Below are 24,184 nucleotides of genomic sequence, written 5' to 3'. Positions count from 1 at the left end.
ACTGTAACTTAATTCCTTAAATCAGCGTTTGTAAGACATCATTAAAACCAGATTACACAATAGCATTTGTACTTGCTTGTCCCGGTTTTTTTTTAGGAAATCAGGCCATGATAAATAGTTTGGCATTGCAAATTTAGGCTTAAAGTAATTCAAAATTAGTTACAGGACATGAAATACGCATTATCATTACTTTTAATATTGTTTTCATTTGCTTCCTATGCCCAGCAGCATCAATTAGGAATCAGAATTGGAGATCCTTACGGGATTACGTACAAAACACCTGTAAAAGACAAGTTTTCATTTGAGGCTATTTTGGGTAGAGGAAGTCAGAATAGCAGTCAATATTATAGGAGGACTTTTGAAAACAATCGACCTGTTAGCTCTGCCCGTTATTTTGGACATCAGGTATCTGGTGCATTTTCTCTTCATGCCCGCGGGATATATGAGGAGTCATTTAGCGATGATTTTAATATCTCTGAAGGGGATCTTACTGTGTATGCCGGTTTAGGCTTACAGTTTCGATCTGTTAATATAGATTACTTTTATACCACACCAAATGCAACACCCAATACACCTGAAGCAATAGAAAGTCGTACAAATATGGATTTCGGTCCTGAAGTTTTGCTGGGGACGGCATATTATTTTGAGGATTTACCAATTAGTGTTTTTTTAGAAGTGGGGTTTATGACTGAAATTGTAGATAGGCTTCATTTAAAAGCCCAAGGTGCCATAGGTGCCAGGTATTTATTTGGAAATTAATGATGAAGGCGAAAATTATTTTACCGTTTTTAGGTGCCTCAGTACTTGCTCTTATTTCTGTTTATTTTTATTTGGGAGGCTTCAAGCCCATTGAGTTAAAGCTGGACAATTGTTCGGATTTGAACTTAGTAGGAGTGGATTATAGGGGCATTCCTCAAGATGATACAATAGGAGAATATTTTCGAGAAGTGGAGGCTGCACGAAAAAACAAACCTTTGCATACTATTTACTATATAGAACCTGAAGGAAAAAGAGATTCCTTACATGTTTTTATTGGTTATGAGTCAGAGGTGATGGATCAAAATGGAACTACTCCGTGGACACGGCAATCGGTAGAATGTCAACAAGTGATTGTTGCCACTTTGAAAATGAATCGTTTTGTTATGCCTGGGCCGGATAAGACGAAGAAGGCTATTCAAGCGTTTGCTCAAGAAAATGATTTAACCCTTAATGGTATCTTCATTGATAAAATAATATCGAGTAATCATGTGGAGGTTTGGGCTCCTGTTGGTTCTTAAATCCTCCTTCCAGGATGGGTTTTCCTTACCATTATTGAGGCGTGATTTATAGGCTTATGCTTATGTTTATTGGTTTATAATGCATGTAATAAGCATGAAGTGAAAGGCTTGATCAGAATGACATGTTCATAGATCTTTAGTTAATGATAAACATGAAAAAGTAACAGTTGAATATATGCTAAATTGATTTTTCTATAGAATAAAAGATTTGGTATGGTTTTGGTTTCCATAAAAAAAATGGAGCAATTAAATTAGAAATTATGAATAGATACAATCGTTTATTAAGCATGAAGTCAGTTTTGGTTTTCGCTGCAGCCTTTGTTATGTTGGGCTGTGAAGGACCTGTAGGGCCTACGGGAGCAACAGGTGCAGATGGAACTTATATCGTGGGTGAAGTTTTTGAAATAGAGGGGAATTTTAACCAAGCTGGAAATTTTGGAATAAGTGGCGAATACGGATTTGACATACTGGAATCTGATAAAGTGCTGATTTATAGATTGGCAGATTATGATCAGGATGGAAATGATATATGGAGACTAATACCTCAGGTAGTATTTCACACCAATGGTATTTTTACTTATGACTATGATTTCACTTTTTACGATTATTCCATATTCTTGACTGGAGACTTTGATCTTAACTCTTTAGAATCAGGCTATACTGCCGATCAGATTTTCAGGGTTTTAATATTGCCAGCCGATCGGATAGACTTGAGAATGGATTATTCAGATCACGAAGCAGTTTTGGAAATGATGGGAGTAGATGAAAAAGATATCCAACGAAAGCGCTTGAATTAAAACCAGTTGAAACATACTGTTAACATACTTAAACAGTTTACTTCCCAGTAGGCTGTTTTTTTATGTTTTGTTGTAATTAGGGATTTTACACATTATCTTTCATAAAATGCATGGTGTAATTTATAAGAAAAATAAAATTTTATGAGAAAAATTGTATACCTATTTGCAATGGTAGCCATAATGGTGTTGCCAGCATGTGAAGGTCCTGCAGGACCAGAAGGACCTCCTGGAGTTGCAGGAGTTGATGGAGAGGACGGGGAAACTGGCCTTTCATTATTAAATTTAGTTGTAGAGGCGGAGGTCGACTTCACTGAAGAGAATAATTTTGCAGCTGGATTTGACTTTGAAATTGGAGACGCTGATAACTTACTTGTATTCATGCTATGGAATGTTATCGAAGACAAACCACTTTGGAGACCACTTCCAAACACTGTTTTTTTAGAAGATGGTATTACTTTAAGCTATAACTATCAATATACGGCCGATTTTTTCAGTGTATTTATGACTGGAAATACTGATTTAACTCAGATTTCAGAAGATTGGACTTTAAATCACTATTTAAGAATCGTGTATTTGCCTGGAGATTTTCTACAAAGCAATGCTAAAATAGACCTTAATGATTATGAAGCAGTTACAAATGCTTTAGGCGTAAGTGAAGCGGATGTTTTAAAATTGGATTAAGAATAACAAACAATTATTGTTTTATAGATTTTAAGGCCATTTCTGTGTTTTCAGAAATGGCCTTCATTGTTTAAGTCGTGTTTTTCTTTTTTGTGGTAAGTTGGATTATATTTGCGGTATGCAAATAAAGAATGATTTACTTTTACGAGTCATCAAGGGAGAGAAAGTAGAAAGAACTCCAGTATGGCTGATGCGTCAGGCAGGACGTATATTACCAGAATACAGAGCTGTTCGAGAGAGTGTAAGTGGTTTTATTGAGTTGGCTCAAACGCCTGAATTGGCTGCCGAGGTTACCATCCAGCCAGTGGACCTTTTGGGGGTGGATGCAGCGATTATTTTCTCAGATATTTTGGTTGTTCCTGAAGCCATGGGATTACCGTATGAAATGATCGAGAAGAAGGGGCCATGGTTTCCTGACACCATTGGATCGGCCAAAGATTTAAAACGTTTGCAAATAGCAGATCCAGCTGAATCTTTAAATTACGTATTGGAAGCCATTAGATTGGCCAAAAAAGGATTAAATGGCAGAGTGCCATTAATAGGTTTTGCAGGTGCTCCCTGGACTATTTTCGCCTATATGGTAGAAGGATCTGGAAGTAAGACCTTCTCCAAAGCAAGGGCAATGTTGTACCAAAATCCAGTTTTGGCACATCAACTTTTAGAAATGATTACTCAAACCACAATCAAATACCTGAAGGCTCAGGTGCAAGCAGGAGCGAACGTGATTCAGGTATTCGACAGTTGGGCAGGTGTTTTGCCTCCTTATCAATACCGTGAGTTTTCCATGAAATACATCAGGCGTATTTGTGAAGCCATTACAGAGGCTCCGGTTACCGTGTTTGCAAAAGGCGCTTATTTTGCCATGGAAGACATAAAGGACCTTCCATGTGAAGTGGTAGGCCTTGATTGGAATATGGACATCGCCACTGTTAGTAAGCAGTTGAATGGAGAGAAGGTTTTGCAGGGAAATCTTGATCCGGCGGCTTTATATGCAGCGGATGATGTCTTGGTTGCACAGACGAAGAAGATGCTTGATCAGTTCCAGGGGGATAGACATATAGCCAATTTGGGGCATGGTGTATATCCTGATATTTCTCCAGATAAAGTGAAGCTTTTTATACAAACAGTAAAAGACTATTCAAGGACAAAAAATAAGGCATAAAGTGTAAAAGCAGCATTTTTTTATAAAATTGAGGTTCGCCGGATTTAATTCCTTGGCGGACCTTTTTTTATATTTGATAACCTAACTGGCTGATTATAAATCCGTCAAAATGTTTGTTAATTTCATATATGCTGAATATATTTGCTTTATTGTATTTTAAATACAGTAAAACGATTTATAGTTTTTAGATAGGTGATTCACAGTTCATTATAATGGAGAGATTTTTACAAAAAAGCGATGAGCCTGAATTTTTATCAAATAGACTCAGCGGTTATATTACTCCTGAGGGAAAAATCTTCCTAAGTGATAATTTTAATTTGATGGTTAAGAGGGGTTTTGACATGATCTTTTCTTTACTGTTTATCGCTTTTATAATGCCCTGGTTGTTTCCATTAATAGCCATACTAATTAGGCTTGACTCGAAAGGTCCTATAATTTATAGGCAATTGAGGCATGGTAGAGGGAATAAGACCTTTAGGTGTTATAAATTCAGGACAATGATTAAAAATCTAGAATCCGACACCAAACAAGCTTCGAGAAATGACAAGCGGGTTACAAGGGTTGGGAAATTTTTAAGGAAATCTAGTTTAGATGAAATACCTCAGTTTTTCAATGTATTGTTAGGAAACATGTCGGTTATAGGGCCAAGGCCACACGCTGTACCAATGAATTATATGTTTTCTACCGACATTAATAATTACATGTTTAGGCATGCTGTAAAACCAGGTATTTCTGGATTGGCTCAAATAAGAGGTTTTAGAGGAGAAATTTTGAGCTTTTATGATATTTATGGCAGGATTAAGTTAGATCACTTTTATGTCAAAAATTGGTCTTTGGCTTTAGATTTCAAAATACTGTTCTGGACCGCAGGTGCAATTTTTAGTAAGAATGGAGCTGGCTACTAGTCTCCAGCTTTCTCAATTTTGATTTTATCCCAAAATAACTTTTAATAGGCATCAAAAATATTTTTTGATGGATGACGTATATATATTCTTCATTATGATCATATTAAATTCAATGGTTTTTTCAAACCAATTAATCGTTATGGGCGAGTTAAATACTTTTAGAGCTATAAAAATGAATTTTAAATACAAAAAAAGGACTTTTAATTAATTTTTTTCTCTCAAAACCTTGCATTGTGAAAAATGCTGTATATATTTGTAAAAATGTATTTCAGATATACATAAATGTTTTTTAGATAGGTAATAAGGTTTTGGAGAGGATTCGTAAAGATTGTTAGAGATGGAAAATGTTTTAGTAGACCAAAAATTTGGTCGAACCCTAGAAGAGAAAAATTTTGTTAATGAGCAGCAGGCGAGAGAAATCAATATTCTCTATGGTCAAAATGGTGATTCCAGTAAAAAATTACTGAAAAGGATTTTTGACTTAGCGTTTTCTTTTTTCACGCTAGTATTTGTAGTGTCCTGGTTGTTCCCAATCATTGCTATCCTTATTAAATTGGATTCCAAAGGCAGTGTGTTTTTTAAGCAATTAAGACACGGTAAAGACAATCAATTGTTCTATTGTTATAAATTTAGAACAATGGTCAAAAACGACGATGCAGATATCAAGCAGGCTACCGTTAATGATTCAAGGATTACTCGAGTAGGTAAATTCTTAAGAAAGTCTAGCTTAGATGAGTTGCCTCAGATTTTCAACGTGATTTTGGGTGATATGTCAATTGTAGGTCCAAGACCTCAGGCTGTACCTATGAATATAGAATTTGCAAAAGAAATTGATAACTTCATGGCTCGTCATCAGGTAAAACCTGGTATCACAGGTCTTGCTCAAAGCAAAGGTTTTAGAGGTGAGATCTCTAGTTATCATGAATTACACTCCAGGTTCAGATTGGACTACTTTTATGTGGGTAAATGGTGTCTTATATTTGATATAAAGATTATCATTGACACGGCAGTTTCATTGATGACCAAGAGTGATAAAGCCTATTAGGTTCTTTTTAAATTTAGTGATAGGATCCGACAGCTTCAGTCCTAAACTGTATTTTATCAATTGAGTTAGCCGTTTTAAATTTTAATTTTGAGTTTTTTTTACTAATAAAATTTCTCCGAAATCATTGAAGAAGAGGTTTTAACCTCAAACAGACAAAATGCATTTTAATGGGTTTTATCTGTTTATAAATTGATTGTATCTTAAAATACATCGATGTTGATGAACTGAAAAGGTAAGAAATTCAGTGTTTTTTTAAAGCGTCAGGTAGGTGTTTGGTTCAATGCAACCAAATTTTATTCAATTAAATTTATTCATCTCAGTTCTTATTGTTCTGATAATTAAGTAACTTGCGGGGTGTTTAAAGAAATATTGAACAATAATAATTTTTACTTTTTTCCCAAATTGATCATTCAGCAGGTTAAATCGATTAAACAGTTTTATTTAAAATGAAAAACAATAAATTATTCTATAGTTTGGCTATTATTTTGCTCTTTTCAGGATTGTTTGGATGTGCGAAAAGAAACCTGGTATATTTTAGTGATATAGAGTCAGGTAGCAGTTATACTACGGATATTAGTCAAGTAGAAGAACCAGTTATCCAATCAGGGGATTTAATCAAAATCGTTGTTAGTACACAAAGTCCAGAATCCAATTTACTTTTTAATTCGGGGGTGATTTCTAATGATTCTCAGAATAAAATGATGACCCAGCAATTACCTGTAAATGAAGGATACCTTGTGGATAAAAGTGGACAAATCAATTTTCCTGTTGTAGGTAAAATTGATATTGCAGGCTTCACCAGAGAAGAGGCCAATAATAAAATGACTGAGATACTTGAAGAGTATGTCAAGGATCCAATTATCAATATTCAATATTTGAATTTTAAAATCACCGTAATTGGGGAAGTTACTAATCCAAATACTTTTACGCTCTCAACTGACAGAATCAGTGTCCTGGAGGCTTTGGGGCTTGCAGGAGACATGACTCAATATGGCAAAAGAGAGAATGTATTATTGATTCGAGACCAAAATGGCACCAGGAAAGCTGTAAGATTGAACTTAAATGACAAGGCAATTTTGAATTCACCCTATTTCATGTTGCAACAAAACGATGTTTTGTATGTAGAGCCTGATAAAATCAAGTCTGTTCAGGCCAGTACTAATCAGCGATCGCTGACAGTTTTGAGTATTTTAGTATCATTCGGCGTTTCATTGATGTTCAATTTGCGTTATATTTTTAACGAGTAGAAAGAGTGAACAAAGCTTGAATGAGCTTTTTTAATAGAATAATTAAATTAGTTAACCTGGTTATAAACCATTGGTTCAAATAATGAACCTTATGAAAAAATCTGATATTTTATCTGACCTATTACTGGATGGATTTATAGACCAAGACGCAAGACCTATGGATTTTAAATTAATAATTTTAAGCTATGTGAAATTTTGGTGGTTATTTGTGCTATCCATTATTTTATTTCTGGGTTTGGCTTTCGCTTACATATTTTTTTCCACCCCATTGTACAGTGTTTCCAGCTCAATCCTTATTAAGGTAGATGGAGGCTCTGATTTTGCTCAAAACACTGTTTATAGCGAGTTGGAAGCATATGAATCCAATAAACTTGTGGAAAATGAGATGGAGATTCTTGGCTCTTACAGTTTGATGAGAGATGCAATAGAGGAATTGCCATTAGACTATTTCTATTATACAGAGGATAAGTATTCCCGGATGAAGGAATTGTATGGCGAAGATGTGCCTGTATCTGTAAAAACATTACTAAAGAAGCCAAATGTTGGCCAATATCCTGAGGAGGTTAGAGTTACCGTTAAATTATTTGACGATTACCTTATTTTGCTTCAGAAAAATGACAATGAAAAGGTATACAAGTACGGAGAACTTATTGACAACTGGTATGGCGAGATCAAAATTGATAAAGCTGAATCATATGTAGGCGAAATGCCGGAACTACTTCATATTTATTTTAAAAATAAAGACCAGGTAGCAGGAATGTATAGAGGGAGGATTCAAGTAAATCTTTCACAAAGGTTTGCCTCTGTGTTCAATATTTCATTGGTTGATGCAGTGCCGAAAAAAGGAGAAGAGATCCTTAATAAGTTAATAGAAGAGTATAACCTTGCGGCAGTAAAAGAAAAGAACGTTACTGCTAGTAATACGATTGATTTCATTAATTCCCAGTTAGACACCTTAATGAGGGATTTGAATAATACCGAGAGAAAGGTTGAGGAATATAGGAGATTGAATAATATCTCAGATATGGGAACAGAAAATTCCCTTATGGTTCAAACCAGTAAGGACATTGAAACCCAGATTTCTGAAATTAAGACGCAGACAGAGGTGTTGGATTATCTTGAAGATTACTTGCAAGATCCAGCAAGTACGGGTATTGAAGTAGCTTCTAACCTATCAATCATCGATGAAACGCTAACAGGTCTGGTAGATGAATTCAACCGTCTTCAGAACGAAAGACAGCGTTTATTAAGAACTGTTCAGCCTAACAACCCAGTGGTGGCAACGATCATCGGACAGCTAGAGTCTTTAAAAGACAATATAGGAACCAATATAGCCAATATTAAAAATGGGCTGAAAATTGAAAGTCAAAACCTGAAAAGTGATCTGGCACAAATAAATGCTAGAATTTCTAATGTTCCCGAAATTGAGAGAGGACTCCTCGAGCTAACGAGAGAACAAAACAGAAAGCAAGAACAATATAACTATTTGCAATCCAAAAAGGAAGAATCCAATCTATCTCTGGCCACTACAACGGTGTCTAACGCTAGAGTTATAGACAAAGCAGCTTCAAGTGGTTCCCCAGTGAAACCCAACAAAATGGTGATTATTGGAATGGCAATGATTGTAGGTTTTATCTGTCCATTCGGGTTTATTTATATAAAGAATACACTTAATAGTAAAATTATACATAAGTCTCAAGTACAGGATATCACGCAAATACCGATTTTGTCAGAAATAAGTAACTACCCAAATGGAGGTGAATTATTAGCTATTTCTGAAAAAAGAAGGACACCGATAGCGGAGCAATTTCGTCTTTTAAGAACCAATTTAAAGTTTGTTTCGGAAGGAAAAGATGATAGGGTTCTTATGGTTACTTCAAGTATTAGTGGAGAAGGTAAAACCTTCTTTAGCCTTAACCTTGGGGCTAGCCTAAGTATAGCCAAGAAGAAAGTGGTGGTTTTGGAGTTTGACCTCCGTAAGCCTGCCCTTCTTAAGAGTGTAAAGATGAAAACCAGTCTGGGGATAGCAGATTTCTTGTCTAGTGATGATGTGAAAATTGATGACATTATCCTTGACTTCAAAAAGGTAGACGGGCTGTATTTAATAGGCTGTGGTAATATTCCCGAAGATCCAGCAGAGTTGACCTTAGGAGATAAGGTTAAGGTGCTTATTGATGAGTTAAAAGAGCGATTTGATTACGTAATCATTGATACAGCCCCTGTAGGTACGGTTACAGATGCTTTTAATCTAGCACCGTATTGTGATCGGACATTGTTTTTGATTCGATACAATTATACCAAAAAGGAAAACCTATTGTTTATGGAGGATATTGATATCAAAAATAAGCTCAAAAATACGTCGTTGGTAATGAATGACGCAAAACAAACAAATGGGTATTACGGTTATTCTTATGGTTACTATGGCACAGACAAAAAGTCTTCTAAAAGCACTGCTTAATCATTTTTAGCCTGTTATTTATATTTTTCCAAAACAAATGAATAAATTGTTTTCGCCCATTTATCAGTATTTTAAGAAGCACCTTATTAAAGGTAACGCAAGAACAGTTCTTGCGAAAAAGAATATTGTTGGTTCAATTTTTATCAAAGGGGGTAGCATTGCGGTTAGTTTGGTAATGGTCCCTTTGACCATCGACTATATAAATCCGACACGCTATGGTATATGGTTGGCATTAAGCTCTATAGTAGGCTGGTTTAGCTTTTTCAATGTTGGAATGACGCATGGTTTGAGAAACAAATTTGCTGAAGCCAGAACCAGAGGTGACAATGAGGCTGCAAGAATGTACATCAGTACGACATATGCTGTCCTGACAATTGTCTTTTCAGCGGTGTGGCTTGTCTTTTTGTTTGTTAACCCATTTTTAGATTGGGTAAATATTTTAAATGCATCCTCCGAGATGAGAATGGAATTGTCCATTCTTGCGATCATCGTATTTACGTATTTTTGTCTTCAGTTTGTGTTGAAAATAATCCACACATTAGTTACTGCAGACCAACAGCCGGCTAAAGCATCACTTATTAATTTTGTAGGCCAAATTATTTCTCTATTGGTCATTGTGGTTTTGGTTAAAACCACTGATGGTTCGCTCATCAATCTTGGTTTGGCCCTATGTGTTGCGCCTGTAGCTGTATTGATAATAGCTAATATTTACTTTTTCGGAACAAGCTATAAAGATTTAAAACCCTCCATTTCACATGTTAACTTTTCCCAATCCAAAAACCTGTTTAGTTTGGGCTTGGTGTTCTTTGTTATTCAAATAGCAAGTTTGGTTCAATACCAAACCTCAAATATTATTATTGCACAAAGCTTTGGGCCCTATCAGGTAACTACTTATAACGTAGTTTATAAATACTTTAACGTATTGGGAATGGGGTTTGGAATATTTTTGACGCCCTTTTGGTCGGCTTCTACAGATGCCTTTTTTAAAAAATGATATAGGTTGGATAAAAAAGGCTACAAAAAAATACCTTCAGATAGGACTTTTATTTGTGCTAGCAGGTGTCGTAATGCTATTTATTTCGGATACCGTTTATAAGTATTGGCTTAAAGGACAAGTGGACATTGATTTCACTTTGTCAATCTGGGGCCTGGTGTTTTTCTCGTCCTTTATGTTTGCTAGTATTTTTGTGAACTTCCTAAATGGCATTAGTGCACTGAAAATTCAATTTTGGGCAAGTTTAATAAGTCCAGTCATTTTTGTTGCATCTGCGTATTTATTAATAGATTATTATGGCATGGGGGTACATGCACTCTTTATTTCTTCCTTAATTGCCAGCTTTAATGGAATAATTATTGCCCCACTTCAATATTATTTCATCATTTACAAGAAAAAGAAAGGGATATGGATCAGGTAGACGGTAATAAGGCTATTGAAAATTCGGATCAATTGTTTAACGGTGAGAAAAAGAAACGGGTAGTTCATTTGCAATATGGCTCTAGTCCTTCTGGGAATTATGTATTGCGGTACCATGAAGCTTTTTTGGAACGTGGCCTTGACTCTTGTGTACTTTCATTGACCTCTAATGTTAAAGGTGATCCGAAAATTCAGAAGATAGGTAAAAAAGGGGTCCTTATTAGAAAAGTGAATCAAAGAATCCAAGATTTTTATACCAGGAAAATGGATAAAAATGCCGGTGGTTTTGCGCTATCACTTTTTGGAAGTGATGTGACGACTCATGAATGGATTCAAAATGCAGACTTCATTTATGTACACTGGATTTTAGGTGGGTTTTTAAGCATAGACGGTTTAGAAAAAATCGCTAAACTAAACAAGCCAATGATATTGGTCATGCATGACATGTGGACCATTACCGGGGGCTGTTTTCATAGCTTTGATTGTCAAAAATTTTTAAGTCACTGTGGAAATTGTCCAATGTTTCCAGAGGATAAAGAAAAGGACCTCTCCTATAAACAGTTTGAAGAAAAGTTTAAATTTTATCATGGTTACAATAATTTATTTTTCGTAGCACCGAGTAAATGGTTATTTAACCTTGCCAATGAAGGAACATTGCTTAAGGATAAGCCTGTATTTCGAATTCCTAATCCATTAGACACCAGTTTATTTAAGCCATTTGATAAAAAAGTAGCCAAGAAAATTCTGAATATTGATAAATATCAACATGTTATTTCTTTTGGTGCCAATAAAATTACCAGCCCTTATAAAGGGTGGAAATACCTTATGGAAGCACTCAAAGATTTGAAAGAGAATTATCAGGACCTTGATGTTTGTCTTCTAATTTTCGGTAGTGGTCCAAATAAAGAGATTCAGGAATCTATTCCGTTCCCTTGTAAATTTATGGGTTTCATCACGGATGATTATACCACCAACTTGGTTTACAATGCATCGGATGTTTTTGTCGCCCCATCACTTGCCGACAACCTTCCGACCACCATTCTTGAAAGCCTTGCATGCGGGACGGCTGTTGTCGGTTTCGATGTAGGAGGGATCCCTGATATGATCGATCACCTTAAAAATGGGTATTTGGCGAAATACAAAGATGAAAAAGACCTTTCTAAAGGTTTGAATTATTGTCTATCAAATAAATTGGAAGGGTACTTGCTACCTGAATTTCAAAAAAGTGAAATTATAAACCAGCACCTGGCCTTAATGAAAGAAGCCACCAAGGATTGATTTGTGGGAAAAGTAGAGAAATATAATGCTTCATTAAAGCAGTTTTTACATTATGACAGGTATGAACTGATAGCTATAAATGTGTTTTGGCTAGGTTTTATTGCCTACATAGCTAGTTCTACGATCCTTTCTACGAAAGAGATGCCTTTTATGCTATTTCAGCCCCTGCAATTATTGGGACTTGTAGCCATATTTGCTTCATCGGCCTATTTGCTAAAGCCTAAATTTGAATCTGAATACCTTAAAATATTCTTCTTCCTATTTGCTTTATGGGCACTTGTGATTTTATTCAGAGGTTTCTCCTTCAATAAGGATGTGTTAAAGTTGATCTTTCTAAACCCTTGGTTTGGAGGGATGTTCTATTTGGTTCCGCTCGTATTATTGTTTAGAAAGAGCTTTTTGCTCTATAAAAAGCTCTTTTCAGCTATAATTTTGCTCAGTGTTATTTTTCTTCTGTTCAGTATAATGTTTCAAGGTATATTGACAGAAGTAATACCTGATGATCTTAATAGGAGTGTTGTAGAGTATTTTACAAAATCTTTGGGAATAACCGCGTTGTTTATTCTTTTTACCCATATGTATCACTCCAAAACAAAAAATCTATTTGCTTTTGTTGTGACGGTGGTTATTTTAATATTGGGTGTGATCCGAGCCAGAAGAGGCCTTTTACTAATGGCTGGGTTAGGCTTGGTAATTGCAGCTTATATTTACTTTATAAGTGCAAAATCAAAGTTATTGTCTGGAGCAATCCTTTTAGGCGTGATTTTTATCGCGGTAATTGGTGGTGTATATGTCTTTTTGAATGTGGAAATTGAAGCACTGTATTATCTTCAAGACCGTGGTGTTACCGATACTCGTTCAGGTATAGAGGCCTATTTTTACAAAGACATGCAAGGCCTTGACTGGATTGTAGGAAGAGGAATGAGGGGAGAGTATTATTGTCCAACGATGGAATCTGGTAACTATAGAGGGACAGTGGAAACGGATTACCTTAATATGATACTGAAAGGAGGGGTTGTAAACCTTGTACTGTTGTTAGTGATTTTGGTGCCTGCCGTATTCTTAGGATTTTTCAATTCTAAAAATTATTTAACTAAAGCATTTGCTTTATGGATATTATTTTGGCTTATAAATACACATCCATCTACTGTTCAGGTTTTTACTATGAATTATTTTTTGGTGTGGTTTGGAGTAGGGGTCTGTTATTCCCCTTTTATTCGAAGTATTCCTGAGGAAACAATGAAATCTTATTTTAAGCCTTCAGAATAATCCCAAGGTGTTAAGACAAAAAGTAACGTTTTTACGATGAAAAAGATAGCGATAGTTACCAAACCTAATTATTCAAGTCCTCGAATTTTGGCCAACTGCCTTCACAGTTTTTTTTCCCAAGCTGAAGGGGTTCAGTCAGAGGTTTTTCATGAATTATTCGTGTTTAAAAGATTATTGAGTTATGCTAAAGTAGCGAAGAATTACAATTATTTTTCTTGGAAAAGTTATCAATTGATTCATTATATTCAGGATCAGTTGTTTCTGAGGAAATTGAAAAAATACGATGCCGTAGTCGTTGTTGAATGTAGCCCAAAGGCCTTTTTGAATAATTCTTTTGACTTTGTGAAATTGAAAGGAATATTAAAGGATATACCGCTTATTTTTCATGAGGTATATTATTTGGGGAATGGCCCAACCATGGTCACCTATTTGGCTGAAGGTGGACACCACCAAGAGGATATATTTGATTGGCATTTGTCCGTATCTGAAGTTACAGAAATTAGGAGTAAACCTAAAGCGCCCTGGAGTCAAATAGGACTCTATTTGAAAAGTACTGGTTTGGTACCTGTACCCAAAAAAGAGCACCTTGCGGTGATTGATTTTTATAGGGAAGGATATGAGGAAGAGCGAAATGTTCAAATAAAGGCACTTGAAGCGGTAGGAATTCCTTATATTGAGTTATCAGGATCTTATACCTTCGATGAAATTAGGGATGTTTATAAAAAAGCGACTTTTTATTTTCTTCAATTTCCAGAGTCTTTTGGTCTACCTATTGCTGAGTGTATGAGTTGTGGGGCTTACGTTTTTACTCCTGACACCTCTTGGGCCATGGCTTGGAGGTTGGATGATGAAGTACAGATACATGGTCCTGGAAAGCTTGCAGATTGTTTTGTGGTTTATGATGGCCAAAAGGGTTTAGAGGAAAAGTTGATCCAATACAAATCTGAATATGACCTTCAAGAATCACCGAAAAAGGTTTTTCAGATTTTTATGGACAATTATTCCGACTATTACGAAGGCAATAAGCCCGAGTTGGATAACTTCCTAAACAAATTACAAAGCGGTGAGCTTTAAACATTGAAAACACATTTATTATTTTTAATCAGTTGATCATTTTATGCCTTTTCCTAAAGTATTAATTCTTAACCAACCATTTAATAATGTTTCCGGCGGTGGGATAACATTGTCAAATCTATTCAAAGGTTGGAAAAAGGATCACCTGGCTGTTGTTTGCTTAGGTAATCTTTTTAATGAAAAAACGCAATTGGATATTTGTGATAAATACTATCAATTGGGACATAAAGAGCATGTCTGGAAGTTTCCACTGAGTTTAATGAAAAGGAAATACCCTTCAGGCACTATAAAAATTGATAAGAAGAAGGAAAATATTGAAACCATTAAGAAATCGCCTCTTCGTGTTACCCTGCTTAATGAATACATTAATCCAGCATTAAACTGGATGGGTGTTTTGAACTGGGCTTCGACGATACAGCTCTCCCCTGAGCTTAAAGTTTGGCTTGATGAATACAATCCTGATGTCATCTATGCTCAGGCACAAAGAAGAGAAGCGGTAATCTTTTGTACACTCGTTCAACGTTACCTTAAGAAACCAATGGTGTTTCACATGATGGATGATTGGTTGGAAGTATTGCCAGGATCGGGTCTTATAGGAGGATACTGGCATAAAGTGGTAGATAGAGAATTTAGGGAAATGTTGGCTACTTGTGCCAGGCATTTTAGTATAAGTGAGCCGATGGCAGTGGCTTATAAAGAGCGGTATGGCTTTACTTTCTCCACCTATCATAATCCCATTGAACTTTCATTTTGGAGTAAAAGTCAACGCCGAACATATGATTTAGGAGATAAAATTCAAATCCTGTACGCAGGGCGAATGGGGCTAGGCATAGAAAGTTCTCTAGAAACGATGGCCAAATGTTTGGATGAATTGAACAAAGAGTTGACCACTCCTATAGAATTGGTGCTTCAGGTAGGTAAGAAGCCAGATTGGATTGAAAAATACAATTGCATTGTTCACAGAGGGTTTGTCCCCTATGAAGATTTGCCAAGTCGTTTTGCCGAGGCGGATATGTTATTTCTTCCTTATGACTTCACGCCATCTGCCAATGCATTCATAAAATATTCTATGCCTACAAAAGCATCTGAATACATGATTTGTGGTACGCCCATCCTGGTATTTGCACCTGAGGATACCGCTTTGGTAACTTATGCGCAGGATCACCATTGGGCACAGGTTGTGACAAAAAATGAAGTTAAGGCATTGAAAAATGGTTTAATGGAATTGATCAACAATAAAGACTTGCGGAAGAAAATATCGGAGTCAGCCATAAAATTGGCGGAAGAGAGACATGATGCCAGCAAAGTGAGAAAGCAATTTAAAGATGAGCTGTCTGAATTAGTAGCACTAGACAATAAAGTAAAAACATCCTAAAATGGCAGCAATTTTTTTATATCCAAAAATAGATAAGGTAATAGGATCTCCCAATCCCTATGTTTTCAATTTCCAGGAAGCATTGTCTAAGAAGCATTTGGTAGTTAATGCCAAGGCACCTAATCGTGGAATCCTTAGTTTCTTTACGCATTTTTTCAAAGCTGATTTGTTCATTCTTAATTGGCCAGAAACGATACCAGAGAAAAAGTTTGGAGGCATTCAGAAAGCACTTTTTAGTGTGTTTTTGGGGATGACGAAATTGTTTTCAAAAAAGATTTTATGGGTTTTGCACAACAAAGGTTCTCATCACAAGGGTGAAAATGCAGTCACTCGAGACATGTTCAATAAACTGATGAGCCATTCAGATTATATTATTACCCATTCTCATGCAGGGAAGGATTTTGTTGCAGTGGCTTATCCGAATTTTTTAGCGAAAGTTCATGTAATTCCCCATCCATTTACAGAGAAGTTGGGGGATTACCGTGAAGGAGAGAAGAAATATGATTTTCTTATTTGGGGAAGTATTTTCCCGTATAAGGGAATAGATAATTTTTTGTCTTACCTACAAAAAACACCTGAGCTCAAAGATGCAAAAGTACTAATAATCGGAAGATGTACGGATCAGGAATATAAAAGTAAAATTCTTTCTATATTGCCTGAAAGTGCTGATTATAAGGATGAATTGCTAAGTCTGGAGGAGATCGCTGTTTATTCTGATCAATCTCGATTCACTTTATTTACTTATAAGTCACAAACCGTAATAAGCTCGGGTTCTTTGGTGGATAGCATCCGAATGGGTGCCGTTGTTTTGGGTCCAGATCACGGCGCATTTAAAGACATGGAGGACCTGGCTTTTATGCATACGTACAAAGATTTTAATGAAATACCCAAGATAATATCCGAATTTGACCCAGCTGATGCACGAATAGAAGCGGATAGAAATACTTTTATGAAGCAAAACACCTGGCATAATTTTGTAGAGAAAATAGAAAAAATCACAGGTATCTAAACATTATTTAATTTATTCTTTAAAGCAATGAAACAAGTAATTCAAAATTTTAAGACTGGAGAGCTTTATGTGGACGAGGTTCCTGTACCAGCAATTTCTGAGGGTATGGTATTGGTTGAAAACGAATATTCACTGATTAGTGCTGGTACTGAAAGAAGTACAGTAAAAGTAGCCCAGGCAAGTCTAATAGGAAAAGCCAAACAAAGACCTGACTTGGTTGCTCAGGTGATTCAAAATATCAGGAAAGAAGGTTTTAAAGCCACAATGGAAAAGGTTAAGACCAAACTTGATTCATTAAAGGCTTTAGGGTATAGTACTTCTGGAAAGGTTATCGCATCTATGGATAATAATGGCACTTTTAAACCCGGTGATAGGGTTGCCTGTGCTGGTGCTGATTATGCTTCCCATTCAGAAGTGATTTCTGTGCCTCAAAATCTAGTTACAAAAATACCAGATAATGTTAGCTCTGATGAAGCTGCATTTACCACTTTGGGTGCAATCGCTCTTCAAGGGGTGAGGCAAGCAGATCCAAAATTGGGTGAAAAAGTTTGTGTTATAGGCTTAGGACTTCTTGGGCAAATAACTGTTCAACTTTTGAAAGCCAATGGCTGTGCTGTCTTTGGAATAGACATGTCTGAGAAGCTTATCGCCCTTGCAAAAGAGTCTGGTGCTGGGCAATCCATGCATAGAAATGACTCAAATTTGATTGCTGCTTGCCAGAACTTTACTAATGGTAGAGGATTTGATTCAATTATCATTACTGCTGCAACACCCACAAATGATCCTATCGTACTATCTACTGAAATTGCCCGTAAGAAAGGTACAATTATCGTAGTAGGTGCAGTGAAGATGGACATTCCTCGTGAGCCTTATTTCTACAAAAATGAGTTGGAACTAAAAATCTCATGTTCCTATGGACCAGGTAGGTATGATGTCGATTATGAGGAATTAGGGAAAGATTATCCTTTTGCCTATGTCCGCTGGACGGAGCAAAGGAATATGGAAGCCTTTTTAGACCTTATTGCTGCCAAGGCTATTAACATCAAACCTTTGATTACTCACTTGTTCGATATTGATGAAGCTGAAAAGGCTTACGATATCGTCATGGGTAAGGTTCAAGAGCCACACATCGGGATACTCCTTAAATACCAGGAATCAGCTACCAAATTCCAATCTATAACGAAGGTTAATAACGAGCCTTTAAATGAGATAAATGCAGGATTTATTGGTGCTGGGAGTTTCGCTCAAAGTTACCTGATACCAAATGTGAAATCGTGGGGTGGTTCTTTAGATGGAGTAGTTACCTCCAAAGGAATAACCGCTAAAAGTGTTTCAGATAAATTCAAATTCAATTTCTGCTCCTCAGACGCAAAGGATATTTTCAATAAAAAGGAAATTAATACCGTCTTTATAGCTACTCCCCATGTGTCTCATGCACCGTATGTGATAGACAGCCTTAAAGCGGGTAAAAATGTTTTTGTAGAAAAACCTTTGGCTATGAATATGGAACAGCTGAAGGAAGTCGTTCATGCCAAAAAGAATGCCGATAAGTCATTGATGGTAGGATTTAACAGACGCTTTGCTCCAATTTCTGAAGAGTTGAAGAAAGAATTTGCAAATACAGGAGAGCCTCTTGTCATTAATATAAGAGTGAACGCTGGATTTATCCCTAAGGATCATTGGTCCCAGATACCAGAAATTGGAGGAGGACGTATTGTAGGAGAAATTTGCCACTTTATTGACTTAATGCAATATTTCACTGATTCAGATCCTGTTAAAGTGTATGCAGAATCGATCAATACTTCGAATGAGCAAATAACTTCTGCCGATAATATGGCTGTAACCATCAAATTCAGTGATGGCTCTGTAGGTAATCTTACTTACGTAGGCAATGGTGATAAGTCTCTTCCAAAAGAGAATATTGAAGTGTTCTCTGGAGGAAAAGTAGGAATCATTCAGGATTTCAGAGCAGGAACCTTACACAAAGAGAACAAGCCAATCAAGCTGAAATCTAGTGGAAAAGGGCATTTAGAAGAGGTTCATCACTTTTTGAACAATGTGAAAGAAGGTAAAGAAAGTCCAATTTCTTTTGAATCGATTTGCTTGACTACCTTGACTACTTTTAAAATTCTAGACAGTCTTTCTACAGGTTTGCCTCAGGAAATTAAACTTGAAGAGGTGTATTCTTGAAGTAATAATATAATCGAAATAGAATAGCCATGCTTTTATAAAGCTTATGGTGGGTATTCATTTCAGACTTAAATTCATTTCAAAAAGTCAAAGGATGTGTCACCTATATGGGGGCACATCCATAGATTTTTGAGGTTTTAATTAAAAATAAAAGATATTCGCTCGAATTTTGAGTTGGGGTTTGTCGTCGTATTTACTGACTTTTCTCAGGAAGTGTTTTCATTACAGAATTGAGTGGGAATAGCTTATTTCGGGTTAAATTTTCTAAATTAGGTCAAACCGTGAGTTGCTAAGTGTGGGGGTGAGGTTACAAATGCCTTTAATTTAGTGCGCTTATAAGTAACATAATTGTAAAACGGTTGAATTTTTTTAGAAGAAAATAATAACTAGATCAATGGAATTTATTGTTTATACCAACACAGAATGGGACGGACCGCCTCGATCGAGACACCAATTGGCCCATGCACTTGCAAAAAGATTTAAGGTTACCTTTGTGTCATCAAATACCATAGGGATCCCTGGATTGAAAAGCACCCAGGTAAATGATAACTTCGAATTGCTTACGCCTTCTTTCCCAGCAAGTTTTAGGCTAAGGTATAGGATGCCTGTCTTGAATGAGGCCTATCAGGTGTGGTTATTCACAAAACTTAAAAACAATTTAAGGGCAGGGATGTGATTTTTATTTGCACCGAATTCGGTGGACACCTTGTTGGTAAATATTTTGAGAAATTTATTTACATGGCCAATGATGATTTTATAAACAACGTCAAAGTGCCAGGATGGATGAAAGCATACGCGACTTTTACCCAGACACGGTTGATTAAGACTTCTACCTTTTCATTGGCTACTGCAAAGAAATTAGTGGATAACTTTAGTAAGATTAATCCTAAATCTTATGAGTTGCCTCTTGGAGCTCCTGAATTCCCAAAAGTGGATGCATCCCATTTAACACTGAATAAGCGGGATGGCAAGATAAAAGTGGTTTTACTCGGCTTTATTGATAAGAAAAAGACACCTCTGGCACTGATTAATAAAATATTGGAGATCGAAAATGTGGAATTGCATTTGATTGGGCCAATTAAAGATGATTTCTTGGATCATTTGCCTTTGTCAAACAAAGTGGTTGCCCACGGGATAATGACTGGAGATCCTTTGAGTCTCAAATTATTAGAAATGGATGTGGCCATTGCTCCTTATTATATGGATGATCCAAATACTGGGAGAACACCAAATAAAATGTGGCAATACCTGGCAACAGGTAGACCTGCAGTAATAACAAATCTACCGAATGTGAGGCATTGGGAATTCCCTGAAGGAACGGTATATAAAGCCAATAATGACAATGAGTTTGTGTCTTTTGTGAAAAAGGCATTTGAAGACAACAATGAAGGGTTGATCAAAGAACGGATCGCAATTGCTGCAAATAATTCTTGGAGCAAAAGGGTGGATCAACTATTAGGGTATATAGAGAAGTATTATTAATAATTTGTATAAAGCAGCGCTTAAGGTGTTGTGGATGTCCCTGGATTATTACTAAGCTGAGTGTTTTGCCATTTTATGGAATCAATTGTTTGCCAACGGCAATTGGGATGGCCATATTTTACTCATTATACCTCTTTTATGCTTTTGATGTTGAGGGTTTTTCCAAACCTTTTTATTCATTTGTCTCCATTGACTTGATTGAGATGGATTCATTATTAAGGTTGATTTGTACTTCATACCATTACTCAGACAGTAGCACTGTTTTTAGGAAATTGCCAATTGAAATAAATATATAAATGCCATCAAACAAAGTAAAAATGAGTCAAGCAACCGATTTTTTTAGTTCCTTTGAGCAATTGGCCGCTTTTTGTTCGCAGGAGGAATACAAGGGATATGATCCCTATGACAGCTTAAATAGTAAACTGTTTCAGTCCATCCCCTTGCTATCAAAATCTCGTATTGCTAAACTGGCCTGGACCCAGTTTTTCAAGCGAGCACCTATGAACCTTAGGCCTCTTGTTGGGGTTCCTAAAGAATTTAATCCCAAGGCATTGGGCTTGTTTTTGACTAGCTATTGTAACCTATACGGAATTGATCCACAGTCTGAATATCTGGAGAAGATCAATTTCTTCGGTGATAAAATATTGGGACTCCAAACCAAAGGGTGGAGTGGAAGTTGTTGGGGATACAATTTTGACTGGCAAGCTAGGGCGTTTTTTCAACCCAAGTATACGCCTACAGTTGTTGCCACCACATTCATAGCTTGCGCCTTACTTGATGCTTATGCTATCACCAAGCGAGAGGAGTTTTACATTGCTGCAAGAAGTGCTTGTGACTTTGTCTTAAAGGACCTTTACCGTACTTATGATGACAAGGGTGATTTTTCTTTTTCTTATTCTCCCTTAGATAAAAGTGTTGTGTTTAATGCTTCACTTTTGGGAGCCCGCTTATTGGGCAGGGTTTATTCTATCTCAAAGGAGGAAGAGTTGTTTGACGAGGCCAAGAAAGCAGTCAATTTTGCCTGTGGATACCAGAAGGAGAATGGCGCCTGGAGTTATGGCACCTTACCTTTTCATCATTGGATTGATAATTTTCATACAGGCTATAACCTTGAGTGTTTATCAGACTATGCTCGCTATACGGGTGACCATTCCTTTGATGATTATATGAATAAGGGATTTGATTATTATATCAAGACTTTTTTCACTTCAGAAGGCATTTCAAAGTATTATAACAATAGTACTTTTCCAGTTGATATTCATGCTCCAACCCAGTTATTAATTACGCTCGATAAGTTGGGGAAATTTGATACTCACAAAGAAATGGCTGTGAAAGTGATGGAGTGGACCATAGAAAACATGCAGTCCCCAAAAGGGTATTTTTATTATCAAATCAATAAACATTTCACATCTAAAATACCTTATATGCGTTGGGCTCAAGCATGGATGTTTTTATCATTTACTGTCTTATTTAAAAAGGAGACTGGATTTTATAAAAACGCCAATCCTAAGAAGGGATCCTGACGTGCTTATCGATAGTTGGTTTTAGGGGGTGATATCGATGATAATAAATAAAAGAATAACTTGTTAAGTATACATAAAGAGCAACCTGATGAAAGAGGTAAAAAGAATTAGTATTTGTAATGTACCTGTAGACTCCTTGACTATGGAAGAAACAGTAGCATTAATAGATCAAAGCATAAAGAGAAATGAGAATTTACACCATGTGGTAGTAAATGCAGCAAAACTAGTAAATGCACAAAAAGACGCGGAGTTAAAGGCTTCTATAGTTGAGTGTGATATAATTAATGCCGATGGACAATCTATCGTCTGGGCAGCACGTTTCCTTGGAGAGGACTTACCTGAAAGAGTGGCAGGGATTGACCTTATGGATAATCTGGTTGGTTTAGCTGCCAGGGAAAAGTATAAAATATTTTTTCTTGGAGCAAAAGAAGATGTGGTAAACAAGGTTGTACAAATTTATTCAGAAAAATACAATCCTAATATTATAGCAGGGTATAGAAATGGTTATTTCGGAAAAGAGGAAGAGCTAGGGATCGCCGAACAAATAAAAGCATCAAAAGCTGATATTCTATTTGTTGCCATGAGTTCACCTAAAAAGGAGATCTTCCTGAATAAGTACAAAGGAGTAATGGATGTTCCCTTTATAATGGGAGTGGGAGGTAGCTTCGATGTGGTGTCCGGTAAAGTGAAGAGAGCACCTGTTTGGATGCAGAACATTTGTCTCGAGTGGTTTTATAGAACGATGCAGGAGCCTGGTAGAATGTGGAAGCGTTACCTTACGACAAATATTGCATTTGTGAAGTTGCTATTTACTGAAAGGTTTTTCCCTAGTAATAGAAGAAAAACCTAATTTAACCTAACATTTAAAATTTTGGAAAAGAAGGGAAAACCAAGGTTACTATTGGTTAACAATTATAGCATGGAGAATGCCTATACGCTTTGGGAACAGGGCAAAAGTGGTAGTCACCATGTGTGGGGTAAAGTGGAGCTGGAAGCTAGAGGTAAGGTAGAAGTTAAAATTTTTCAACACGAAAAATACCCTTTTGTTAACCGCATAGGTAATTTGTTTAAAGTTAAACACCTGGACCAACAGTTGAGATTATTGAATTATGGCAAGCATTTTGACATCTTGTATGCTCCTTATTCTTGGTCAAATACAAGGCTCTTAATAATGTTAAAAATGCTGGGTCTATATAGAAAACCCATTTTAGTGACCATTCATCAACCTTTTATGAAAATGAATTCTTCAAATTCATTTTTAAGGTGGATTAGTAAGCTGTTTTTATTTCAATACGACGGTATTGTTTTTCTAAGTGAGGAACTGAAAGAGCACACTATAAAGGCACTAAAGGTCACAAAAAAGAGAGACTTGGATAAAATTGATACGGCACAATGGGGGCCGGATACCAGGTTTTATGATAAAATAATAAGTAACAAAGAAGATTCTTTGTCTTATTTTATAAGTGCGGGACATACTGCCAGAGATTATGTAACATTAATTGAGGCATTTAGAAAAATGGACCACCAACTTAAAATATTTTGTACACCGAGGTCAAAACCAGATGTAAAGGACTTGCCAGCAAATGTTACCATTAATGCATCCTTTATACCCTATGAGGAATTACTTAAGTTTTACAAGGAATCTATTGCTATATTAATTCCTCTTAAGTATCCTGATAGCCAGGAGGGTTGCCAAGGTATGACAAGCTTACAAGATGTGGTAGCTTTAGGAAAGCCTACGGTAATTACAGAAAACCCAATGATTAATATTGATGCTGCTAAAGAGGGTTTTGGAATTACAGTTGGTAAAGGAGATGTAAATGGTTGGGTGGATGCCGTTGAGTTATTAGCCAAAGACAAACAATTGTTTCGCCAAATGAGTGACCAAGCAAGTCGAATATACCTGGAAAAGTTTAATTCAGAATTATTTGGGGAAAAATTAGAAAAGGCTGTGTTTAAAATCCGTTTAAGATAGCTATATTGAGTTAATCTTTTGAT

At 36.3% G+C, this 24,184-nt stretch carries 22 protein-coding genes; all 22 read left to right on the top strand.

The window, feature by feature from the left end:
- Positions 1 to 168 precede the first annotated feature (168 nt).
- Positions 169 to 759, top strand: coding sequence for a hypothetical protein (locus ADICYQ_RS15190; protein WP_040416525.1), 591 nt, complete (start codon positions 169 to 171; stop codon positions 757 to 759).
- A complete protein-coding gene (locus tag ADICYQ_RS15185; RefSeq protein WP_020889554.1) occupies positions 759 to 1,277 on the top strand; it encodes a hypothetical protein in 519 nt (172 codons plus the stop codon). Before ADICYQ_RS15190 ends, ADICYQ_RS15185 begins: the two co-directional genes overlap by 1 nt.
- A 260-nt stretch (positions 1,278 to 1,537) precedes the next feature.
- On the top strand, positions 1,538 to 2,074 hold the full coding sequence (locus tag ADICYQ_RS15180; protein ID WP_020889553.1) for a hypothetical protein: 537 nt from the start codon (positions 1,538 to 1,540) through the stop codon (positions 2,072 to 2,074).
- A gap of 141 nt (positions 2,075 to 2,215) precedes the next feature.
- Entirely contained in the window at positions 2,216 to 2,755 is a 540-nt protein-coding gene (locus ADICYQ_RS15175) for a hypothetical protein (protein WP_020889552.1), read from the top strand.
- Between the two features lie 118 nt (positions 2,756 to 2,873).
- Positions 2,874 to 3,917 carry a uroporphyrinogen decarboxylase gene (hemE, locus tag ADICYQ_RS15170; RefSeq protein WP_020889551.1) on the top strand — a complete coding sequence of 348 codons (1,044 nt, stop codon included), beginning with the start codon at positions 2,874 to 2,876 and terminating at the stop codon, positions 3,915 to 3,917.
- A 212-nt stretch (positions 3,918 to 4,129) separates the two neighbouring features.
- On the top strand, positions 4,130 to 4,822 hold the full coding sequence (locus ADICYQ_RS15165; protein WP_020889550.1) for a sugar transferase: 693 nt from the start codon (positions 4,130 to 4,132) through the stop codon (positions 4,820 to 4,822).
- A gap of 337 nt (positions 4,823 to 5,159) precedes the next feature.
- The gene (locus ADICYQ_RS15160; protein WP_020889549.1) at positions 5,160 to 5,867 is read left to right on the top strand and encodes a sugar transferase; all 708 of its coding nucleotides are present in this window, start codon (positions 5,160 to 5,162) and stop codon (positions 5,865 to 5,867) included.
- A 446-nt stretch (positions 5,868 to 6,313) separates the two neighbouring features.
- Complete coding sequence (locus tag ADICYQ_RS15155; RefSeq protein ID WP_020889548.1) at positions 6,314 to 7,114, top strand: polysaccharide biosynthesis/export family protein; 801 nt, start codon at positions 6,314 to 6,316, stop codon at positions 7,112 to 7,114.
- Between the two features lie 91 nt (positions 7,115 to 7,205).
- Entirely contained in the window at positions 7,206 to 9,572 is a 2,367-nt protein-coding gene (locus tag ADICYQ_RS15150; protein ID WP_040416546.1) for a GumC family protein, read from the top strand.
- A 37-nt stretch (positions 9,573 to 9,609) separates the two neighbouring features.
- Positions 9,610 to 10,566: an MATE family efflux transporter gene (locus tag ADICYQ_RS15145; protein ID WP_020889546.1), complete on the top strand. Its 957-nt coding sequence runs from the start codon at positions 9,610 to 9,612 to the stop codon at positions 10,564 to 10,566.
- Positions 10,547 to 10,987 carry a hypothetical protein gene (locus ADICYQ_RS28795; RefSeq protein WP_020889545.1) on the top strand — a complete coding sequence of 147 codons (441 nt, stop codon included), beginning with the start codon at positions 10,547 to 10,549 and terminating at the stop codon, positions 10,985 to 10,987. The genes ADICYQ_RS15145 and ADICYQ_RS28795 overlap by 20 nt, the downstream gene beginning before the upstream one ends.
- Complete coding sequence (locus tag ADICYQ_RS15140) at positions 10,975 to 12,264, top strand: glycosyltransferase (protein ID WP_020889544.1); 1,290 nt, start codon at positions 10,975 to 10,977, stop codon at positions 12,262 to 12,264. The genes ADICYQ_RS28795 and ADICYQ_RS15140 overlap by 13 nt, the downstream gene beginning before the upstream one ends.
- A gap of 3 nt (positions 12,265 to 12,267) precedes the next feature.
- On the top strand, positions 12,268 to 13,533 hold the full coding sequence (locus tag ADICYQ_RS15135; protein ID WP_020889543.1) for a hypothetical protein: 1,266 nt from the start codon (positions 12,268 to 12,270) through the stop codon (positions 13,531 to 13,533).
- 36 nt (positions 13,534 to 13,569) lie between these two features.
- Positions 13,570 to 14,607 carry a hypothetical protein gene (locus ADICYQ_RS15130; RefSeq protein WP_020889542.1) on the top strand — a complete coding sequence of 346 codons (1,038 nt, stop codon included), beginning with the start codon at positions 13,570 to 13,572 and terminating at the stop codon, positions 14,605 to 14,607.
- A 43-nt stretch (positions 14,608 to 14,650) separates the two neighbouring features.
- The gene (locus ADICYQ_RS15125) at positions 14,651 to 15,982 is read left to right on the top strand and encodes a glycosyltransferase (protein ID WP_040416522.1); all 1,332 of its coding nucleotides are present in this window, start codon (positions 14,651 to 14,653) and stop codon (positions 15,980 to 15,982) included.
- 1 nt (position 15,983) lies between these two features.
- A complete protein-coding gene (locus ADICYQ_RS15120) occupies positions 15,984 to 16,991 on the top strand; it encodes a glycosyltransferase family protein (protein ID WP_020889540.1) in 1,008 nt (335 codons plus the stop codon).
- Between the two features lie 27 nt (positions 16,992 to 17,018).
- Positions 17,019 to 19,181, top strand: a complete 2,163-nt coding sequence (locus ADICYQ_RS15115) for a bi-domain-containing oxidoreductase (protein ID WP_020889539.1) — start codon at positions 17,019 to 17,021, stop codon at positions 19,179 to 19,181.
- 394 nt (positions 19,182 to 19,575) lie between these two features.
- Complete coding sequence (locus tag ADICYQ_RS15110; RefSeq protein ID WP_020889538.1) at positions 19,576 to 19,857, top strand: hypothetical protein; 282 nt, start codon at positions 19,576 to 19,578, stop codon at positions 19,855 to 19,857.
- On the top strand, positions 19,854 to 20,663 hold the full coding sequence (locus ADICYQ_RS15105; RefSeq protein ID WP_040416519.1) for a glycosyltransferase: 810 nt from the start codon (positions 19,854 to 19,856) through the stop codon (positions 20,661 to 20,663). The genes ADICYQ_RS15110 and ADICYQ_RS15105 overlap by 4 nt, the downstream gene beginning before the upstream one ends.
- 317 nt (positions 20,664 to 20,980) lie before the next feature.
- Positions 20,981 to 22,186 carry a prenyltransferase/squalene oxidase repeat-containing protein gene (locus tag ADICYQ_RS15095; RefSeq protein WP_040416544.1) on the top strand — a complete coding sequence of 402 codons (1,206 nt, stop codon included), beginning with the start codon at positions 20,981 to 20,983 and terminating at the stop codon, positions 22,184 to 22,186.
- An 88-nt stretch (positions 22,187 to 22,274) separates the two neighbouring features.
- Complete coding sequence (locus tag ADICYQ_RS15090; protein ID WP_020889534.1) at positions 22,275 to 23,036, top strand: WecB/TagA/CpsF family glycosyltransferase; 762 nt, start codon at positions 22,275 to 22,277, stop codon at positions 23,034 to 23,036.
- A gap of 21 nt (positions 23,037 to 23,057) precedes the next feature.
- Positions 23,058 to 24,161 carry a glycosyltransferase gene (locus ADICYQ_RS15085; RefSeq protein WP_040416510.1) on the top strand — a complete coding sequence of 368 codons (1,104 nt, stop codon included), beginning with the start codon at positions 23,058 to 23,060 and terminating at the stop codon, positions 24,159 to 24,161.
- Positions 24,162 to 24,184 lie beyond the last annotated feature (23 nt).

The sequence above is a fragment of the Cyclobacterium qasimii M12-11B genome (assembly GCF_000427295.1).
Lineage (GTDB): Bacteria > Bacteroidota > Bacteroidia > Cytophagales > Cyclobacteriaceae > Cyclobacterium > Cyclobacterium qasimii.
The sequence above is the reverse complement of the archived record's forward strand: the minus strand, read 5'-3'. Positions and strand labels throughout refer to the sequence as shown.

What these genes read in the sequence shown, in the direction of transcription:
- ADICYQ_RS15190 (WP_040416525.1), top strand. Translation starts at nt 169, where the DNA reads ATGAAATACGCATTATCATTACTTTTAATATTGTTTTCATTTGCTTCC.
- ADICYQ_RS15185 (WP_020889554.1), top strand. Translation starts at nt 759, where the DNA reads ATGATGAAGGCGAAAATTATTTTACCGTTTTTAGGTGCCTCAGTACTT.
- ADICYQ_RS15180 (WP_020889553.1), top strand. Translation starts at nt 1,538, where the DNA reads ATGAATAGATACAATCGTTTATTAAGCATGAAGTCAGTTTTGGTTTTC.
- ADICYQ_RS15175 (WP_020889552.1), top strand. Translation starts at nt 2,216, where the DNA reads ATGAGAAAAATTGTATACCTATTTGCAATGGTAGCCATAATGGTGTTG.
- hemE (WP_020889551.1), top strand. Translation starts at nt 2,874, where the DNA reads ATGCAAATAAAGAATGATTTACTTTTACGAGTCATCAAGGGAGAGAAA.
- ADICYQ_RS15165 (WP_020889550.1), top strand. Translation starts at nt 4,130, where the DNA reads ATGGAGAGATTTTTACAAAAAAGCGATGAGCCTGAATTTTTATCAAAT.
- ADICYQ_RS15160 (WP_020889549.1), top strand. Translation starts at nt 5,160, where the DNA reads ATGGAAAATGTTTTAGTAGACCAAAAATTTGGTCGAACCCTAGAAGAG.
- ADICYQ_RS15155 (WP_020889548.1), top strand. Translation starts at nt 6,314, where the DNA reads ATGAAAAACAATAAATTATTCTATAGTTTGGCTATTATTTTGCTCTTT.
- ADICYQ_RS15150 (WP_040416546.1), top strand. Translation starts at nt 7,206, where the DNA reads ATGAAAAAATCTGATATTTTATCTGACCTATTACTGGATGGATTTATA.
- ADICYQ_RS15145 (WP_020889546.1), top strand. Translation starts at nt 9,610, where the DNA reads ATGAATAAATTGTTTTCGCCCATTTATCAGTATTTTAAGAAGCACCTT.
- ADICYQ_RS28795 (WP_020889545.1), top strand. Translation starts at nt 10,547, where the DNA reads ATGCCTTTTTTAAAAAATGATATAGGTTGGATAAAAAAGGCTACAAAA.
- ADICYQ_RS15140 (WP_020889544.1), top strand. Translation starts at nt 10,975, where the DNA reads ATGGATCAGGTAGACGGTAATAAGGCTATTGAAAATTCGGATCAATTG.
- ADICYQ_RS15130 (WP_020889542.1), top strand. Translation starts at nt 13,570, where the DNA reads ATGAAAAAGATAGCGATAGTTACCAAACCTAATTATTCAAGTCCTCGA.
- ADICYQ_RS15125 (WP_040416522.1), top strand. Translation starts at nt 14,651, where the DNA reads ATGCCTTTTCCTAAAGTATTAATTCTTAACCAACCATTTAATAATGTT.
- ADICYQ_RS15120 (WP_020889540.1), top strand. Translation starts at nt 15,984, where the DNA reads ATGGCAGCAATTTTTTTATATCCAAAAATAGATAAGGTAATAGGATCT.
- ADICYQ_RS15115 (WP_020889539.1), top strand. Translation starts at nt 17,019, where the DNA reads ATGAAACAAGTAATTCAAAATTTTAAGACTGGAGAGCTTTATGTGGAC.
- ADICYQ_RS15110 (WP_020889538.1), top strand. Translation starts at nt 19,576, where the DNA reads ATGGAATTTATTGTTTATACCAACACAGAATGGGACGGACCGCCTCGA.
- ADICYQ_RS15095 (WP_040416544.1), top strand. Translation starts at nt 20,981, where the DNA reads ATGAGTCAAGCAACCGATTTTTTTAGTTCCTTTGAGCAATTGGCCGCT.
- ADICYQ_RS15090 (WP_020889534.1), top strand. Translation starts at nt 22,275, where the DNA reads ATGAAAGAGGTAAAAAGAATTAGTATTTGTAATGTACCTGTAGACTCC.